The organism is Amycolatopsis sp. cmx-8-4, from assembly GCF_046548675.1.
In the GTDB taxonomy this organism is placed as follows: domain Bacteria; phylum Actinomycetota; class Actinomycetes; order Mycobacteriales; family Pseudonocardiaceae; genus Amycolatopsis.
Genome location: NZ_JAEBDZ010000007.1, coordinates 361,168 through 378,138 on the forward strand (window position 1 = coordinate 361,168; position 16,971 = coordinate 378,138).

Here is a 16,971-nt window from a genome sequence, read left to right on the forward strand (position 1 = left end):
GCCGTGCCGGCCGCGGAGGTCCGACGCCGTCGCGTCGTGACGGGCGCGCTGGTCGCCGGCCTGCTGGCCGGCTACGGCATCGCCATCCCGGTCGGCGCCGTGGCGACCTACCTCGTCGCGCTCACCGCCCGGACGTCGCTCACGACCGGCCTCGCCGCCGCCCTCGGCGTCGCGACCGCCGACGGCCTGTACGCGCTGGTGGCGGTCCTCGGCGGCGCCGTGATCGCCGGGGTGATCACGCCGATCGCGCAGCCGCTCAAGCTGGCCTCGGCGGCGATCCTGATCGTGCTCGCCATCCGCGGCGCGGTGCACGCCCTGCGTCGCGGGCCGGCGGCGAACCGGCCGGTGACCCGGCTCGGCGCCGGGCGCGCGTACGTCAGCCTGCTCGGGATCACCCTGGTCAACCCGACCACGGTCGTCTACTTCACCGCGCTGGTCGTCGGCGACCGGGCCGGCACCGCCGTCACCACCCTCGACCAGGCGGTGTTCGTGCTGGCCGCGTTCGCCGCGTCGGCGAGCTGGCAGGCACTCCTCGCCGGGGGCGGGGCGTTGCTCGGGCGGGTCCTGACCGGGCCGCGCGGCCGGCTCGTGACGGCGCTCGCGTCGAGCGCGGTGATCACCGCACTCGCCGTCCGGCTTGTCCTGTCGTGACCCGGAAAGCGTTGTCCTGTAACGGTTTGCCCGATTCCGCGGCGGCACGGTGGAAGAAGTTCGGCTGCCGCCGTCCGGCTAGTCTCTGATCCGGACCGGGGGAACTGGAGGCCGTCATGACCATGCCCATGTCGTCGATGTCGGGGTGGGACACCGCGGGCGCGATACTGATCGTGCTGTGGGCGCTCGCCATGTGGGCGGCCGTCGGTGTCCTGGCCTACGCCAACCGCGGGCCGGTGCGCCCGTGGGTCTACCGCGGCTCGGTCGCGCTGATCGGCGTCGGGGTGGTCGGGCAGCTCGGGCACCTCCAGGAGCACGTCGCCCAGGTCGGGTACTGGCTCGGCCACCCGAACTCGCCGTCCTGGATGACGCCGTGGGGCACCGGCCTGGCCAACGGCCTGCAGATGGTGCTGCCGAACCGGCCGACCTTCGGCATGGAACTGCTGCACCTGACCGGGAACTTCATCTTCCTCGCCGGGCTGGCCGGCGTCATGGTGATCACCCGCCGCGCCACGAAGACCCAGGCGCGCCGCTGGGGGAAGATGGGCGTCTGGATGCAGGGCATCCACGGGCTCGAGCACCTCGCGCTGACGGTGTCGGTGGCGTTCGGTTCGCGCGCGATCGGCCTGTCGACGTTCTTCGGCCTCATCGACCCCGGCCCGGGCCTGACCACCTACCGCGTCTGGTGGCACTTCATCGCGAACGTCATCGGCACGGTCATCTTCGGGCTGGCGCTGTACCACCTGTGGAAGGAGCGCCGGGCGGTCCGCGCGACGTACTCGCTGCGCCCGGCGCCCGTCCTCACCGAACAGGCGGCGTGACGCAGGTCAGCACCGGCTGCGCCCAGTCCGCGTGGTCGTTGCCGTTGCCGTCGCCGCCGGCGGTCACCTGCAGGTCCAGGACCTGCGCGCCGGTGACGTCGACGTCGATCGGGACCGCCGCCTGGCCGCCGTGCACGACCGGCGTGGTCACCCGGGTCGTGCCGTCCACCGAGACGCTGAAGCTGACGCTGCCCGCGGAGCCGACCTCACCGTCGACGCCGACCGAGGCGGTCAAGCGGGTGCAGGCGCCGGCCAGGTAGAGCTGGACGTCGCCCGGCGCGTGGACGCCCAGGCCCTTCGCGTACGAGACCCCGGCGATCGTCATCGGCTTGCCGTCGCCCGCGTTCGCCTCGCCGTTGCTCGTGTCGCGCTCCACCGGGCCCCAGCCGTTGGCCGCGGTCAGGAACGGCAGGTCGCTCACGGCGTCCTGCCCGGCGGGCGGCGCGGCCGGGACCGCGCCGACGATCCGCTCGTCGGTCACGCTCCCGGGCCGTCCGGCCTGCCGGTAGCCGGCGCGCACCGCCAGCGCCGAGGTGTCCATTGTGGAGGGTGCGGTGACCGGCCAGGTGAACGTCGCCGAGGCGCCGCCGTCGATCCGCGCGACCGAGGGCGGTGCCGCCGCGCCGACCGTCCACCCGGCCGGCGCGGTCAGCACCGGCCGGACGTCCGACGCCGGCGGCGCCCCCGCCGGGATCCGGACGATGGCCGAAGCCGTGAACGACTGCCCCGCCGTCGCGGTGTCCGGCACCGACAGCGAGACGGCGGCCGTGGGCGCCGGTGGCATCGTGTACCGGCCGTCGTAGCCGGGCGAGGCGTTCTGCCGCACGGACAAGGGCGAGCGGTGCGAACCGTAGTTCGTCCAGGTGATGTTCCCGAGGCCGCCCGTGCTGCCGTCCAGGTTCCACACCGCGACGGCGATCGTGTTGTGGCCGTTCGGGTTCAGGATCCCGTTCGGGATCGGGAAGCTGTGCTGCGGCCCCAGGTAGTTGACGTACTGGCCGAGCTGCCACCCGTTGACGAACAGCAGCGCGCGGTACTGCCGCCCCGGGTCGTCGGTGATCGTCAGGCCGAGCGAGGTGTCCTGGCCGCGCGGCAGGTCGAGGTTCGCGGTGGTCCGGTACCACGAGACGCCCGGCGTGCTGTCCTTCGCCGGCAGTGTCGCCGGCTTCCAACCGGCGTCCGGGAACCCGGGCAGCGACCAGCCGGCGCGCTCGCCGTACAGGCCGCCGGTGTTGAGCGGGCCGCGGACGGTGTCGAGGCCCTGCTCCCCGCCCCGGACGCCCTGCAGCCGCCAGGTCACCGACGTCAGCGCGGAGCCGGTCAGCCGCGCCGACGTCAGGCCACGCGCGGCCTTGCTGCCGTTGGCCGCGCCGTAGTCCTCCTCGTGCCCCATGTTCACGGTGAGGACGGAGATCTCGTTGTCCCCCGGTTTCAGGGCACCGGCCGGGAACGTGAACGTGTGCTGCTGGGTCGTCGCACTGCCGAGGAAGACGCCGTTCAGCCACGCCGAGAACGCGCCCGCCGGTCCCCCGCTCTGGCTGTTCAGCGTGATGCCGGTCTGCTTGCCGTCGCCGGTGAAGCGGCCGCGGTACCAGGTGTTGCCGGTGTGGAAGCCGTAGTCGTCGGCGAAGAGCACCGGTTTCGTGCCGACGGCGGTGCTGCTGTTGCTGGTCGTCTTGTCGGCGACCGGCCACGCCGAGTCGTCGAAGCCCGGCGCGCTCTCCGGCGACTCCTGCTGGTGCTTCCAGCCGGTCAGGGCGGGCAGGGTCACCGGTTTCGCCGTCGGCAGGACGCCCGTGCGGCTGCCACTGGACGTCGGCCGGGTGCTCACCGGCTGCCCGTTCCAGGTGATGCTCCCGGCACCGAAGACCTCGAACGCGCCGTCGGTGCCGCTGTCACCGGTCAGGTCGAGGGAACCGGGCCGGGCGGTCGCCATGCGCAGCAGGTCGGTGCCGAGCACGAGCACCGGACCGGCCGAGGTGTCCTGGCGCCAGAACGTCCCGGCCGTCGCCTTGTCCGCAAGCAGCAGGAGCAGCGGCTTCTTGCCCGGGGCGCTGACGAGCACCCGGGTCAGGCCGTCATGGGTGTAGTTCAGCCGCAGGTCGCCGCGGGCGGCGTCCCAGGTGGAGGTGGCCGTGCCGTCGAGGACCTGGACCTTGGGCTGCTGCGCGAACCGCAGGACGGTCTCGCCCGGCCCGCCGTGGTCGCCGTAGAGCACCGCGAGGTCGCGGCCGCCGATCGTCGCGGACGTCATGATCTCGGACGTCGAGTACTGCATCCGCGTCTGCCCGAGGTCGTACCCGGCGACGACGATCTTGGACTGGCGCCCGTCGAGGGTGAGGCCGGTGCCGGGCTGCTGCGGGACGACCGGGTAGTAGTCGGTGCTCGCCGACAGCAGGTCGACGGCGTCCACGACGACGAACGGCCCGGTCGCCTGCGCGTTCTTCTGGCCGGTCACGGCGATCCTGAGCGTGTGCGCCCCGGCGGGCAGGCCGCGCACCTCGTAGCCGGTGACCTGGTTCTGCTTGCTCGCCGCGTAGAGGTCGACGGTGCTGACCTTGACGTCGTCGAGGTAGACGTCGGCGATGCCGTGGCTCGGGTCCTTCGAGGTGACCCAGCGGATCCCGGTGCCGGTGAAGGGAATGCTCACGCTGTCGCCGGTGACCTCGGAGAACGACTCCGTGTGCTGGTAGTCGCCGCCGGTGTAGTCGACCTCCGGCCCGGCGTGGGTCCAGGTGCCGGTGTAGCCGACTTCGGTCGCGCGGTCGTCGTAGCTGTAACCGGCGTGCGCGGCGAGGTCGAGGGCCAGGCTCGTGGTGTTCTTCGCGTTCGACGTCGAGTCGGTGTGGCGCAGGGTGTGGAACTGGGTGCGGGTGTCCGGGTTGATCCGGGCGGTGTCGGTGAGCGCCGGGTCGGTCACCGGCGCCGCGGCGAGGCCCTCGGTCTTCGTCAGCGGCGCGACGGACTGGGTGAAGTAGCCGATCAGCTTGTCCTCGGTGTACTTCGGGTCGTACTGGCGGGCTTCGGTGATCGCCGCGCCGTAGTCGTAGGACGTGTAGTTCTGCGGGATCGCGCTCCAGCCCCAGGACGTGCCGCCGTGCAGCATGTAGAAGCTCTGGCCGGTGGCGCCGACGGCGATGTTCTGCTTGTAGAAGACGTTCGCGAACTTGTCGTTGATCAGCTGGGCGCACTTCGCGTAGCCGGGCCCGCCCCACGGGTCGAACGCGCCGCCCTGGAACTCCGCGGTGATCAGCGGTTTCCCGGGGACGTGGTCGTAGCTGATGTCCGGGACGCCGTTCCACTTCTCCGGGTTGGAGCAGTCGAAGCCCTGCGGGTAGGAGTCGGCGGCGTCGACGTCGAGGGCGGCGTCACCGGCGTTGAAGGTGCCGTTGTTGTTGCCCACCAAGGGAACCGTGATGCCGTCGGTGCGGGCCTTGTCCTCCAGGTGCTGCATGTAGGCGCGGCCGTCGGCGTCGCCGTTGTAGTACTCGTTCTCGACCTGGTAGGCCAGCACGCTGCCGGTGCCGTTCGTCAGCTGGTGGCGCGCGATGATCCGGTCGATCTGCGTCTGCCACTCGTCGGAGTACTTCAGGTAGACCGGGTCGGCGCTGCGGGTGTGCCCGGGCGTGGTGGACAGCCAGGTCGGGAAGCCGCCGCCGTCGACCTCGGCGTTGATGTAGGGCCCGGGCCGCGCGATGACGTAGAGCCCGGCCTGCTGGGCCATGTCGAGCAGCTTGTCGAGGTCGCGGACCCCGGTGAAGTCGTAGACGCTCTGGCGCGGCGAGTGGTAGCCCCAGTCGAAGTAGAGCGACGTCGCGTTGAAGCCGGCGGCCTTCATCTTCTGGAAGATGTCGAGCCACAGGTCGGGGCTGGGCAGCCGGTAGGAGTGGAACTCGCCGGACCACAGGTAGGTGCGGGTCCCGTCGACCAGGAAGGAGTAGCCGTCGTAGGTGACGCTGTGGGCGGCCTTCGGCGGCGGCGCGGCCGACGCCTGCTGCGGGACGAGCACCCCGGCCAGCGCGAAGACGACCGAAAGCAGGGCGGCGAACAGCGTCCGGGCGGTGCGCATGGCGAGGTCCTCCTGGATCGACGGTGAACCAGAATGTCGGATTCACGCAGAATCGAACACGAACGCTAGGGAACCTCAACAGAAGCAGTCAAGATACGACACCAGGATGGATCAAGCCGGAGGTCGGTCGATAGTGCGAACGGACGCAGGTCGTGAGTGTTCAGGGCGGTTGGAACCGCCCTGAACCCTCACGAGGGCCGGGGTCAGCGGGGGCCGGTGCTCTCGCGCACGATCAGCTCCGCGGGCACGAGGTGGCGCGCACCGATCTCGCCGCCGGCCATCCGGGTCTCCAGGAGCCCGAACGTGCGGCGGCCGACCTCGATGAAGTCCTGCCGCACCGTGGTCAGCGGCGGGGAGAAGTACGCCGCCTCGGGGACGTCGTCGAAGCCCGCCACCTGGACGTCCGCCGGGACCCGCAGGCCCGCCTCGGTGAACGCCCGCAGCAGGCCCAGCGCCATCTGGTCGTTGGCCGAGAAGACGGCGCCGAGCCCGCGCACCCCGGCGAGCGCGCGGCCGGCGTCGTAGCCCGAGCGCGGGCTCCAGTCGCCGCGGACGACCTCGGGAACCCGCAGGTCGTGGCGTTCGAGGGTGTCGCGCCAGCCGCGTTCGCGGTCGCGCGCCTCCAGCCAGTCCTCGGGTCCGGCCAGGTGCCAGACCGTCGTGTGCCCCAGGGCCAGGAGGTGCTCGGTCGCGCGGCGGGCGCCGTCGTACTGGTCGACGGAGATCACCGGGACCGGCGCGCCCTCGCCGCCGCCGACCGCGACCACCGGGATGTCCGCGGGCGCCGCGGCCAGCGCGCGGGCCGCCGTCACGTGCGGGGCGATGACGACGATCCCCTCGACGGCCTGGCGCCGCAGGTTCTCCACCGCGTCGCCGATCGACGACCGCCCTGGACGGCTGACGCTGCAGATCGCGACGCCGTAACCGGCCTCGCGGGCGGCGTTCTCGATGCCGTAGAGGGTGCTCGCCGGGCCGTAGAGGTTGGACTCCAGCGCCACGACGCCGAGCGTGCCGGACCGGCCCGTGACCAGCGTCCGGGCGGCCGAGTTGGGCCGGTAGCCGAGCTTCTGCACGGCGGCCAGCACCCGCGCGCGGGTGTCCGGGTGCACCGGCCCGCTCTCGTTGACCACCCGGGAGACGGTCATGTGCGACACGCCGGCCAGGCCCGCGACATCGGCCAGGCTCGGCTGGCGCTCCCCCGGCCGCGTTCGTTCCGCCACCTGGCCCCCTCCGTTCGTACCCCCGCCGCGTTCACGATATCCAGTCCCGGGAACCGACCGGGGCTCGCGTACGTTGCCATTACCTACGGCACCGTAAGTTACGGTCGCGTAGGTGACGGAAAGGACGTTCGTTATGCCGGTCCCCGAAAGCACGCGCCTGATGTTCGAGCTGGAGGGCACGGTCGAGGAAAACCTCAACCGCCACCTCGCGGCCGCCCAGGAATGGATGCCGCACGAGTACGTCCCCTGGAGCCAGGGGCGTGACTTCGCCGACCTCGGTGGGGAGGCGTGGGACCCGGAGCAGTCGCGGGTCACGCCGATCGCCCGGACCGCGCTGGAGGTCAACCTCCTCACCGAGGACAACCTGCCCAGCTACCACCGCGAGATCGAGCGCGCCTTCGGTCGCGACGGCGCGTGGGGCACCTGGGTCCACCGCTGGACGGCCGAGGAGGGCCGCCACGGTATCGCCATCCGCGACTACCTGCTCGTGACGCGCGCGGTCGACCCGGTCGAGCTCGAGCGGATGCGCATGGAGACCATGCAGGCCGGGTACGAAACCGGCGACAAGCCGCTGCTGCACGTCTGCGCGTACGTGTCGTTCCAGGAGCTCGCGACGCGCCTGTCCCACCGCAACACCGGCCGCTACACCCAGGACCCGCTGGCCGAGAAGCTGCTCGCCCGGGTCTCCACGGACGAGAACCTGCATATGGTCTTCTACCGCAACCTGGTCAAGGCCGCGCTGGAGATCTCGCCCGACGCCATGGTCCGCGCCATCACCGACGAGGTCGTCGACTTCGCGATGCCCGGCGCGGTCATCCCCAGCTTCGTCCGCAAGGCCGCCCTGATCGCCAAGGCCGGCATCTACGACCTGCGCATCCACCACGACGACGTCGTGATGCCGCTGCTGCGCTACTGGAAGATCTTCGACCTGACCGGCCTCGGCGAGGTCGGCGAGACGGCGCGCCAGGAGCTGGCGGACTTCCTCAAGACGCTCAACGCCCAGGCGTCCCGGTTCGAGGAGCGCCGCGACGCCGCGGCCGCCCGGGCCGCCGCGCGTGGGGTGCCGGCGATCTGACACCAGCCGCGGCGGCGGGCTCTTCGGAGCGCCGCCGCGAGTCTCGGTCGACCGCCCCACCCGCACCGTTGCGGCGGCGCGTCGCGCTGGACCGCGCGCCCGCCGCGCGGCCCGGCTCCGGAAGGTGCGGATCTTTCCGCGCGGTCCCATCTCCCGCGAGGCCGACCGCCCGGCCGGGGGGCGCGAGCGTGGACGCCAATCCCGCAGATCTCCCGAGCGGCTCCGCTGCGGCCGGACCGCACCCGTCGCGCGGCCTGGCTCCGGAACGTGCGGATCTTCCCGAGCCGGGCCGGGCGGGCGCCCGATACGCTGCGGGAATGGCTTCCCTGCTCAACGTCGTCGATGTCGAGGCGACGTGCTGGGCGGGTGAGCCGCCGCCCGGGCAAGCCTCCGAGATCATCGAGATCGGCCTCACCGTCGTCGACCCCGCGCGGCGGGCTCGGCTCGACCGGCACCGGATCCTGGTGCGCCCGGAGCGCTCGGCCGTCGGCGCGTTCTGCACCGAGCTGACCGGGCTCACCCAGGCCGACGTCGACACCGGCGTCAGCTTCGCCGAGGCGTGCCGGATCCTCGCGGCCGAGCACGCCACGACCCGGCGCGGCTGGGCCAGCTGGGGTGACTACGACCGCCGTCAGTTCGAGCGCCAGTGCGCGGCCGACCCGGCGACCTACCCCTTCGGCCTGCGCCACCTCAACGCGAAGGCCCGCTTCGCGCGCGCCTACCGCCTGACCCGGCCCGTCGGCATGGACCGCGCGCTGGCCATGGCCGGGCTGCCCCTGGAGGGCCGGCACCACCGCGGGGACGACGACGCGTGGAACGTCTCGGCGCTCGTGCTGCACCTCATCGGCCGCGGCGCATGGCCGCAGCAAACCCAGAAGTGACCAATGGTCACCAGCCGACGCAACGCTGGGACCTGCGATCCAAGAAACAACAAGGTCTAGACCAAACGACCTAACTTCGTTGACTTTACCAATGGTCACCTGCAAGCTCCTCACCACCCGAGGAGGTTGCCCCCGTGAACAGACGCTCCCTGGCCGCCGTGGCCGGTTCGCTCACCTTCGCTCTCGCCCTGACCGCTTGCGGCACCTCGGCCGAACCAGCCGCGGCTCCGGGTGGCGGGCAGCTCACCGTGTGGCTGATGAACGGCGACCTGAGCGACCAGGCCACCGCCGCGATCAACGCCGCGTTCGAGAAGGCCACCGGCGCGAAGGTGACCGTGCAGATCCAAGAGTGGGACAACATCAACACCAAGATCAGCACGGCGCTGGCCCAGGACACCACGCCGGACGTGATCGAGATCGGCAACACCGACGTCTCGCTGTTCGCCGCCAACGGCGCGCTGGCCGACCTCACCGGGCACCGCGACGACCTCGCCGCGGGCCAGACCTGGCTCCCGGGCCTGGCGGAACCGGCCACTGTGGACGGAAAGATCTACGCCGCGCCGCTGTTCGCCGGCAACCGCGCGGTGATCTACGACAAGCAGCTCTGGGCCGACGCCGGGGTCGCCGCGCCGCCCACGACGTTCACCGAGCTCACCGCCGACCTCGACAAGATCAAGGCGAAGCACCCGGAACCGGGCTTCTCCGCGTTCCACTTCCCCGGGCAGTACTGGTACGGCGCGCTGCAGTTCGTCTGGGACGCGGGCGGCGAGCTGGCCACGCAGTCCGGCGGCAAGTGGGCCGGCGCGCTCGAGTCGCCGGCCGCGCAGCGCGGGCTCCAGGCGTGGAAGGACTTCCAGTCCGCCTACTCGACGCCCGCGTCGCGCAACGTCGACACCAAGGCGCCCGACCAGGCCGCGATGTTCGCCGCCGGGGGCGCCGGGGCCATCCTCGACACCAGCGTGAACACCGTGCTGAAGAACAAGCCCGAGCTGAAGGACCGGCTCGGCACGTTCCCCTTCCCCAGCGCGACGCCGGGCAAGAGCCAGCCGGTGTTCCTCGGCGGTTCCGACCTCGGCATCGCCGCGAAGAGCAAGAACCAGGACCTCGCGCTCGCCTACCTGAAGGCCGCGGCGAGCCCGGCCGTGCAACGCGACGCGATCGTCGGCATCGACGGCTGGACCCCGGTCTCACCGCAGATCATCGACCAGGTGACGCCGACGCTGCCGCCGATCCGGGCCGCGTTCTACGCCGCCGCGAAGTCGAGCGGCGCCACGCCGGCCACGCCGGGCTGGGCGACCATCGAGAGCGACAAGTCCGTCAACACCTTCTTCGCCGACATCGCGACCGGCCGCAAGTCCGTGGCCGACGCGGCGCGGGACTTCGACGCCCACTTGAGCCAAGCGCTCAACGCCGCCCCGTGACCGGGTGGGACGTCCGCGGTGGACTGCCGTCCCCTGACCGCGGGCGTCCCACCCACCTTGATGGAGGAACGTCGTGAAGGTCCTGAAGCGACCCGCGCCGGTCGTGGCGCCGCGCCCCGCGCCCCGGCGGAAGCGACGACGTCCGCTGCTGCCCTACGGCCTGCTCCTGCCCGCGGTCGTCGTCCTCGGGCTGGTGCTGGGGTATCCGCTGGTCCGGCTGCTGCTGATCTCGTTCCAGGAGTACGGCCTGCGCGCCCTGTTCACCGGCACGGCCGGGTGGGCGGGCTGGGACAACTACGCCGCGGTGCTCGGCGACGACCAGCTGGTCCCGGTGCTGCTGCGCACGGTCGGGTTCTGCGCGGCGCTCGTCGCCGGGACGCTCGTGATCGGCACGGGCGTCGCGCTGATGCTGCGGCGGCTCGGGCCCCGGATGCGGATCGCCGTCACGATGAGCCTGATCGCGGCGTGGGCGTTGCCGAACGTGGCGTCCACCCTGGTCTGGCAGTGGCTCTTCCAGCCGGGCTACGGCGTGGTGAACTGGCTGCTGTCGCAGCTGGGCCTCGGCGACTTCACCCAGCACGACTGGACGACGACCCCGGCGTCGGCGTTCACGCTCGTCTGGCTGCTGGTGGTGTGGCAGTCGGTGCCGTTCGTGGCGCTCACCCTGCACGCCGGGCTGACCCAGATCCCCCGCTCGTACTACGAAGCGGCCACTTTGGACGGTGCCGGGCCGTGGCGGGTCCACCTGGCGATCACCTGGCCGTTCCTGCAGCCGATCTTCGGCCTGGTCACGATCCTCTCGGTGATCTGGGACTTCACCGTGTTCAACCAGATCTGGATCCTCACCCAGGGCGGCCCCAGCCAGGGCACCACGACGCTCGGGATCTGGACGTTCACCCGGGCCTTCAGCACCAACTCCTTCGGCCAGGGCGCGGCGATCGCCGTCGTCTCGGTCCTGCTGCTGCTGGCCATGACCATCGTGTACGTGCGCCGGCTGGTGCGAACGGGAGAGGACCTCTGATGGCACGGGGACGCCGGATCGGGACCAACGCCATGGCGACGCTGTTCTGCCTGGTGTGGGTGTTCCCGGTCTACTGGATGGTGAACACGGCCTTCAAGCCGCGCGGCGATATCCTGAGCCCGACGCCGCAGTTCCTCCCGGTGCACTTCACCCTCGGCAACTTCGCCGACGCGCTCGCGAAACCGGGCTTCACCCGCGACCTCGTCAACAGCGTCGTCGTGACGGTGTCGGTGGTCCTGCTGGCGATCGTCGTGGCGTTCCTGGCGGCGACGGCGTTGACGCGGTTCCGGTTCTTCGGCCGCCGCGGCTTCCTCATCGGCGTGCTGATCCTGCAGATGGTGCCGGTGCCCGCCCTGGTCATCCCGCTGTTCCTCGGCCTCAAGAGCGCACACCTGCTGAACAACCTGTTCGGGCTCACGCTCACCTACGTGGCGCTCGTGCTGCCGTTCACGATCTGGACGTTGCGGGGTTTCCTCCACGGCATCCCGGTCGAGCTCGAGGAGGCGGCCATGGTCGACGGCGCGACGCGCGGGCGCATCATGGGCTCGGTGCTGCTGCCGCTCGTGCTGCCGGGGCTCATCGCGACCAGCGTGTTCGCGTTCATCACGGCCTGGAACGACTTCCTGTTCGCCTACGTGATCATGAAGGACCAGTCCGGCTACACGCTGCCGGTGTGGCTGGTCTCGTTCAGCACCAGCACCGGGACCGACTACGGCGGCCTGATCGCCGCGTCGACGCTGTTCGCGCTGCCGGTGGTCGTGTTCTTCGCGCTCGTCCAGCGCCACCTCGTCGAGGGCATGACCGCGGGCGCGGTGAAGGGCTAGTGCTCTCCTTGGTCCCCCGGCCCGCGGAACTGAAGCGGCACAGTGGGTTCTTCGCGCTCGACGCCGGGGTGCGCGTCGTCGCCGGTCCCGGTGCCGGACGCGCGGCCGACCTCTTGACCGGCTTCGTCGACGCCGGGCACGGCCCGGAGATCCGGCTGTCGCTGCGGCCCGGGCTCGGGCCGGAGGAGTACGAGCTGGACGTCACCGAAGACCTCGTGACGCTCGTGGCGAGCGCGGAAGCCGGGCTGTTCCACGGCGTCCAGACGCTGCGGCAGCTCGGCCCGGACCGCTGGCCGTGCCTGCGGATCCGCGACCGGCCGCGGCTGGCCTGGCGCGGCGTGCTGCTCGACGTCGCCCGGCACTTCATGCCCCTGGGCTTCCTGTACGAGTTCGTCGACCTCATCGCCCTGCACAAGTACAACGTGCTGCACCTGCACCTCACCGACGACCAGGGCTGGCGGCTCGAGATCGACGGCCGCCCCAAGCTGACCGACGTCGGCGCGTGGCGCAGCGAGTCGATGGTCGGCGCGGCCGGCAGCACGGTCTTCGACGGCGTCCCGCACGGCGGTTTCTACACCCGCGCCGAGCTGCGCGGGCTGGTCGGCCACGCGGCCGCCCGCGGCGTGCGGGTCGTGCCGGAGATCGACCTGCCCGGGCACGTCCGGGCGGCGCTGGCCGCCTACCCGGAGCTCGGCAACCGCCCGGAGCGGCCGCTGCCGGTGTGGACCGAATGGGGCATCAGCCCCGACATCCTCGGCATGCACGACGCGGCCCTGGACTTCTGCCGCGACGTCCTGACGCAGACCGCGGAGATCTTCCCCTCGCGGCACCTGCACATCGGCGGCGACGAATGCCCGACGACGCAGTGGGAGACCGCGCCCGCCGCCCTCGCCCGCGCGCAGGCGCTCGGGTTGCGGGACACCGCCGAGCTGCACGCTTGGTTCCTCGGCGAGCTGCACGGGTTCCTCGGCGAGCTGGGCCGGCAGTCGGTCTGCTGGGACGAAACGGGCCGCTCGCCCGGCAGCCTGCCGCCGGCGATGACCGTGGCCAGCTGGCGCGACGCCGCCCACGGCGCGCAGGCCGTCGCCCGCGGCCACCAGGTGATCATGGCGCCGCACACGTCCACCTACTTCGACTACCCGCAGACCGACGGGCCGGGCGAGCCGCCGCGCGAGCTCGTCACCACCCTGGCCGACGTCCACGCCTACGACCCCCTCGAAGGGAACCTGCCCGCCGCCGACCCGGACAACGGCGGCCGGCCCGGCGTCATCGGCACGCAGGCGCAGCTGTGGACCGAGCACGCGCCGACCCCCGACCACGTGCGGCAGCTGGCCTTCCCGCGGCTGTGCGCGCTCGCCGAGTCGGCCTGGTCCCCCGGCCCGCGCGACTATGCTGACTTCGAAGCCCGCTTGGCCGGTCACCTGGATCTGCTGCGCGCGCTGAACGCCCTGCCGAAGGAGCGCGTCCGGTTCCCGGGCGGGCTCCCCGCACTCCGAAAGCCGAGAACTTGACCGCAGACGCGCTCGGACCCGACCGGCCGCCCACCGCGAAACGGGACCGGGTCCGCCGCCACCTGCTGAACGTGATCGAGAAGGCGGGGCCGGGCACCGGGCTGGCCTCGGAACGCGACCTGGCGCAGGAGCTGGGCGTGTCCCGCCCGACCGTCCGCGCGGCCATCGACGAGCTGACCCGCACCGGCCTGCTGGTCCGCCAGCGCGGCCGCGGCACGTTCACCAGCCCGCACAAGGTCACCCAGGAGCTCGCCGGCAGCGCCGCGGGCCTGGGCGTGCCCCCGGCGGAGGGGAACTGGACCAGCGAGGTCGTCGCGTTCACGACGGCGCCCGCGAGCGCCCCGCGCGCGGCGCGGCTGGAGGTCGCCACCGGCGCGCCGGTCCTGCGGGTGACGCGCGTGCGCTACGTCGACGACGAGCCGATCGCCATCGAACGCCTCGACCTGCCCGCCGAGCTCGTGCCCGGGCTGGCGCCGGCCGACATGGAGGCCGGGAACTTCTACCGGCTGCTGCGGGAGCGGTTCGGGATCACCGTGGCCGAGGCCGAGCAGACGATGGAACCCGCCGTGACGAACCCCGAGCAGGCCGAGCTGCTGGACGTCCCGGTGTACGCGCCGATCCTGCAGGTCGAGCGGGTCACCCGCGACACCGCCGGCCGGATCGTCGAGCTGACCCGGTCGGTGTACCGCGGCGACCGCTACCGGATCACCTCGAAGCTGCGGTTCGACGCCGACTCCGGCTGAAGGCTCACCTCGCCCAGCCGAGCGGCTCGGAGAGCGCTTTCACGACGGCCGTCACGCGGTCCGACGCCTCCGGCCAGCCGGTGCCGGCGGACTGGGCGCTGAGCACGACGACGATGTAGCGCCGGCCCGCGACGAGGCCGCTGGTGTGCAGTTCGCGGCCGGGATCGCAGCACGACCAGCCCTGCTTGACGGCCCAGTCCGCGGCCGTGACGGTGCCGGGGATGCCGAAGTACTGGTCGAAGCCGTCGGCGCCGTGCTCGGTCGCGCCGTCCAGCGCGTGGAGGACGACCTGCCGGGTCGTTTCCGGCGCGTCGTCCATCAGGTACTCGTAGAGCCGGACCAGGTCGGTCGCCGTCACCACGGTGCTCCCCCAGTGCCCGGGATCAGCGGGCGGACGGGTCGAGGTCATGCCGATCCGCGCCGCCCAGCTCGTGACGAGCGCGGGCCCGCCGAGCTTCGACCACAGCTGGCTCGCGATGTCGTCGTCGCTGCGCGACAGCATCTGCGAGACGGTGCCGGCCGGGACGCCCCGCCGGAGGGCCTCGAACGCGATCAGCAGCTTGACCAGCGACGCCGACGTGTAGGTCGCGTCCGGGCATTAGGAGACGAGGTCGTCGCCGTTCTTGCGGTCGTGGACGAGCACGCTGAGCTTGCCCGGCAGCAGCTTCGCCAGCTCGCCGCCGGACGGCAGGCGGGACGCGTCCGGCGTCGGCGTGGGCTTGGCGTGCGTGGTGCTCGGCGGCGGCGCCGAGGTCGCTGTCGTCGCGACGCTGGTCGTCAGCGGCGGCGCCGTCCCGAGCGCCGGCGCGGAGGCAGCCGCGGGGCCGGTCGGGCGCAGCGTCGCGGCCGCGACCAGCATCGCCACGACCGCCCCCGCACACAGCCCGGCCAGCAGCATCACGTTTCGTCGGTGCATACCCGGCTCTTGTCGGCGCGCCCCGGCCGTGTTCTCGCGAACCGGCCGGAATGTGGCCTGCGTCTCATCCGGACGCGAAATCGGGGACACGGGCGAGCGCTCGCGACAACAACTACCGTGACCAGAATCGTCGAACGGCTGGACCGGCCCGACCTCGCCGCGCGGGACCCGAAAGAGGTCTTCGCGCGGCTCTTCGACGAGTACGCCCACCCCCTGCGCGGTTACCTCGCGGGCCGGGTGGGGGTGCACGCCGCCGACGACCTCGTGGCGGAGACGTTCGTCGTCGCGCTGCGAAGACGCGGCAGCTACGACCCCGAGAAGGCGCCGATCCGCGGCTGGCTCTACGGCATCGCCACCAACCTGCTGCGCAACCACGTCCGCCAGGAGGTCCGCGGCTTCCAGCTGACCGCGCGGGCCGGGGCCGACGAGCGGCCCGCCGAGAACCACGACGCCGAGGTAGCCGGCCGGGTCGACGCCGCGGCGCGGCTGCGCACCCTCGCCGGCGAGCTGGCCGCACTGTCCGAACAGGACCGCGACGTCCTGCTGCTCACGTCCTGGGCCGGGCTCGAACCGGCCGAAGTCGCCGAGGCGCTCGGCGTCCCCGCCAGCACCGTGCGGTCGCGGCTGCACCGCGTGCGCCACCGCCTCCAGGCCCTGCTCGTCCCCACCGAGGAGAATGTCCATGAATGAGCTCGACGAGACCCTCGAGCGGCTGCACCACGACGCCCGCACCGCGCCCGCCGACCTGACCGCGGCCCGCGCGAAGCTGATGGCGGAACTGGACGCCGGCGCCACCGTGCTTCCCCTCCGGCCGCGCCGGGTCTCGCGCTTCGCGGTGCCCGTCGCCGCGGCCGTGGCCGGAGTGGTCGCGGTGACCACCGTCGTCGTCGTGCAGACCGGCTCGTCCGAGCCGCCCGTCGCCGGGCCGGCGCCGTCCGGGCCCGCCCCCGCGTCTTCCTCTGGGTCCTCCCCCGGGTCGTCGCCGGACATCCGGCTGATGTCGGCCGTCCAGGTGCTCACCCGGGCCGCCGACATCAGCGTCGGCGCCGTCGACCAGCCGCTGGCTCCCGGGCAGTTCCGGTACGTCGTCGAGCACACCTGGGTCGGGCGCGGCGTCCAGACCGGGAACGCGACCGGCTACTCCTACCTGTGGGAACAGCAGATCCAGCGGTGGATCCCGGCCGACGAGCACGACGTCTGGCAGGAGAACCGCAAGATCCTCGGCACCGGGAAGTTCCTCGGCGGCTCGGTGCCGCAGGCGCAGGCCCCCGAACCGGAGATCACCGACACCGATCAGGGTCAGTGGCAGGGCCGCTGCGGCGACTTCTTCCCGAAGTCCAAGCCGGCCAAGAAGTGCGACGACCCCACGGACTGGGACAGCCCGGCCTTCTACGCGACGCTGCCGCACGATCCCGCGCAGCTGTACAAGAAGCTCCAGGACCTGACCAAGGGCCGCGGGTCGACGCCGACCGCGATGTTCCACTTCGGCACCGAGATCCTGCGCAGCGGGATGATGCCCGCCCAGCTGCGGGCCGAGTGGTACCGGGCGCTGGCGAAGATCCCGGGTATGAAGGTGCTCGCGGCCGAGGCCAACCTCGACGGCCGCACCGGCGTCGCGCTCGGGCTCGACGACCGGCACGAGCTGCGGCAGCTGATCATCGACCCGGTCACCGGCCAGTTCATCGGCGAGCGCACGATCGCCGGGACGCAGCCGGACGATCCGTGGATCAAGCCCGGCACGGAGACCGGCGCCAGCGCGATCACCACGGCGGTCGCGGACCGGCTCGGCGTCGCCCCCGCGAAGTAGGCCCCGGGCAA

General features: G+C 72.3%; 15 protein-coding genes. 11 read left to right on the top strand and 4 right to left on the bottom strand.

The features are described 5' to 3' along the window. Nucleotides 1–36 precede the first annotated feature (36 nt). Both ACLJQZ_RS17825 and ACLJQZ_RS17830 read left to right on the top strand, forming a co-directional pair. A complete protein-coding gene (locus ACLJQZ_RS17825; protein ID WP_410621099.1) occupies nucleotides 37–651 on the top strand; it encodes a LysE family transporter in 615 nt (204 codons plus the stop codon). Nucleotides 652–767: 116 nt separating this feature from the next. Continuing rightward, entirely contained in the window at nucleotides 768–1,472 is a 705-nt protein-coding gene (locus ACLJQZ_RS17830) for a DUF6008 family protein (RefSeq protein WP_410621100.1), read from the top strand. Here the strand turns inward: ACLJQZ_RS17830 and ACLJQZ_RS17835 are convergent. Continuing rightward, entirely contained in the window at nucleotides 1,453–5,541 is a 4,089-nt protein-coding gene (locus tag ACLJQZ_RS17835; RefSeq protein WP_410621101.1) for a beta-galactosidase, read from the bottom strand. The two genes, ACLJQZ_RS17830 and ACLJQZ_RS17835, sit on opposite strands and share 20 nt — an antisense overlap. Nucleotides 5,542–5,744: 203 nt before the next feature. Then, on the bottom strand, nucleotides 5,745–6,761 hold the full coding sequence (locus tag ACLJQZ_RS17840) for a LacI family DNA-binding transcriptional regulator (protein WP_410621102.1): 1,017 nt from the start codon (nucleotides 6,759–6,761) through the stop codon (nucleotides 5,745–5,747). A 133-nt stretch (nucleotides 6,762–6,894) separates the two neighbouring features. Between ACLJQZ_RS17840 and ACLJQZ_RS17845 the strand changes: the two genes are divergently transcribed. The 7 genes from ACLJQZ_RS17845 (at nucleotide 6,895) to ACLJQZ_RS17875 (ending at nucleotide 14,237) form a co-directional block, all read left to right on the top strand. Then, nucleotides 6,895–7,836 carry an acyl-ACP desaturase gene (locus ACLJQZ_RS17845; RefSeq protein WP_410621103.1) on the top strand — a complete coding sequence of 314 codons (942 nt, stop codon included), beginning with the start codon at nucleotides 6,895–6,897 and terminating at the stop codon, nucleotides 7,834–7,836. Nucleotides 7,837–8,153: 317 nt separating this feature from the next. Further along, nucleotides 8,154–8,717 (top strand): exonuclease domain-containing protein, encoded by a 564-nt coding sequence (locus ACLJQZ_RS17850; protein ID WP_410621104.1) that lies wholly within the window; start codon nucleotides 8,154–8,156, stop codon nucleotides 8,715–8,717. Nucleotides 8,718–8,851: 134 nt separating this feature from the next. Further along, complete coding sequence (locus tag ACLJQZ_RS17855) at nucleotides 8,852–10,138, top strand: extracellular solute-binding protein (protein ID WP_410621105.1); 1,287 nt, start codon at nucleotides 8,852–8,854, stop codon at nucleotides 10,136–10,138. A gap of 73 nt (nucleotides 10,139–10,211) precedes the next feature. After that, nucleotides 10,212–11,159, top strand: a complete 948-nt coding sequence (locus ACLJQZ_RS17860; protein ID WP_410621106.1) for a carbohydrate ABC transporter permease — start codon at nucleotides 10,212–10,214, stop codon at nucleotides 11,157–11,159. After that, nucleotides 11,159–11,983: a carbohydrate ABC transporter permease gene (locus tag ACLJQZ_RS17865; protein WP_410621107.1), complete on the top strand. Its 825-nt coding sequence runs from the start codon at nucleotides 11,159–11,161 to the stop codon at nucleotides 11,981–11,983. The genes ACLJQZ_RS17860 and ACLJQZ_RS17865 overlap by 1 nt, the downstream gene beginning before the upstream one ends. Next, entirely contained in the window at nucleotides 11,983–13,494 is a 1,512-nt protein-coding gene (locus tag ACLJQZ_RS17870; RefSeq protein ID WP_410621108.1) for a beta-N-acetylhexosaminidase, read from the top strand. Before ACLJQZ_RS17865 ends, ACLJQZ_RS17870 begins: the two co-directional genes overlap by 1 nt. After that, complete coding sequence (locus ACLJQZ_RS17875; protein WP_410621109.1) at nucleotides 13,491–14,237, top strand: GntR family transcriptional regulator; 747 nt, start codon at nucleotides 13,491–13,493, stop codon at nucleotides 14,235–14,237. Before ACLJQZ_RS17870 ends, ACLJQZ_RS17875 begins: the two co-directional genes overlap by 4 nt. Before the next feature lie 4 nt (nucleotides 14,238–14,241). Here the strand turns inward: ACLJQZ_RS17875 and ACLJQZ_RS17880 are convergent, their stop codons facing one another. Both ACLJQZ_RS17880 and ACLJQZ_RS17885 read right to left on the bottom strand, forming a co-directional pair. After that, nucleotides 14,242–14,739, bottom strand: coding sequence for a hypothetical protein (locus ACLJQZ_RS17880; protein ID WP_410621110.1), 498 nt, complete (start codon nucleotides 14,737–14,739; stop codon nucleotides 14,242–14,244). Nucleotides 14,740–14,835: 96 nt separating this feature from the next. Continuing rightward, nucleotides 14,836–15,153: a hypothetical protein gene (locus tag ACLJQZ_RS17885; RefSeq protein WP_410621111.1), complete on the bottom strand. Its 318-nt coding sequence runs from the start codon at nucleotides 15,151–15,153 to the stop codon at nucleotides 14,836–14,838. A gap of 117 nt (nucleotides 15,154–15,270) precedes the next feature. Between ACLJQZ_RS17885 and ACLJQZ_RS17890 the strand changes: the two genes are divergently transcribed. Next, nucleotides 15,271–15,843, top strand: coding sequence for an RNA polymerase sigma factor (locus tag ACLJQZ_RS17890; protein WP_410621112.1), 573 nt, complete (start codon nucleotides 15,271–15,273; stop codon nucleotides 15,841–15,843). After that, entirely contained in the window at nucleotides 15,836–16,960 is a 1,125-nt protein-coding gene (locus ACLJQZ_RS17895; protein WP_410621113.1) for a CU044_5270 family protein, read from the top strand. The genes ACLJQZ_RS17890 and ACLJQZ_RS17895 overlap by 8 nt, the downstream gene beginning before the upstream one ends. Nucleotides 16,961–16,971: the final 11 nt, after the last annotated feature.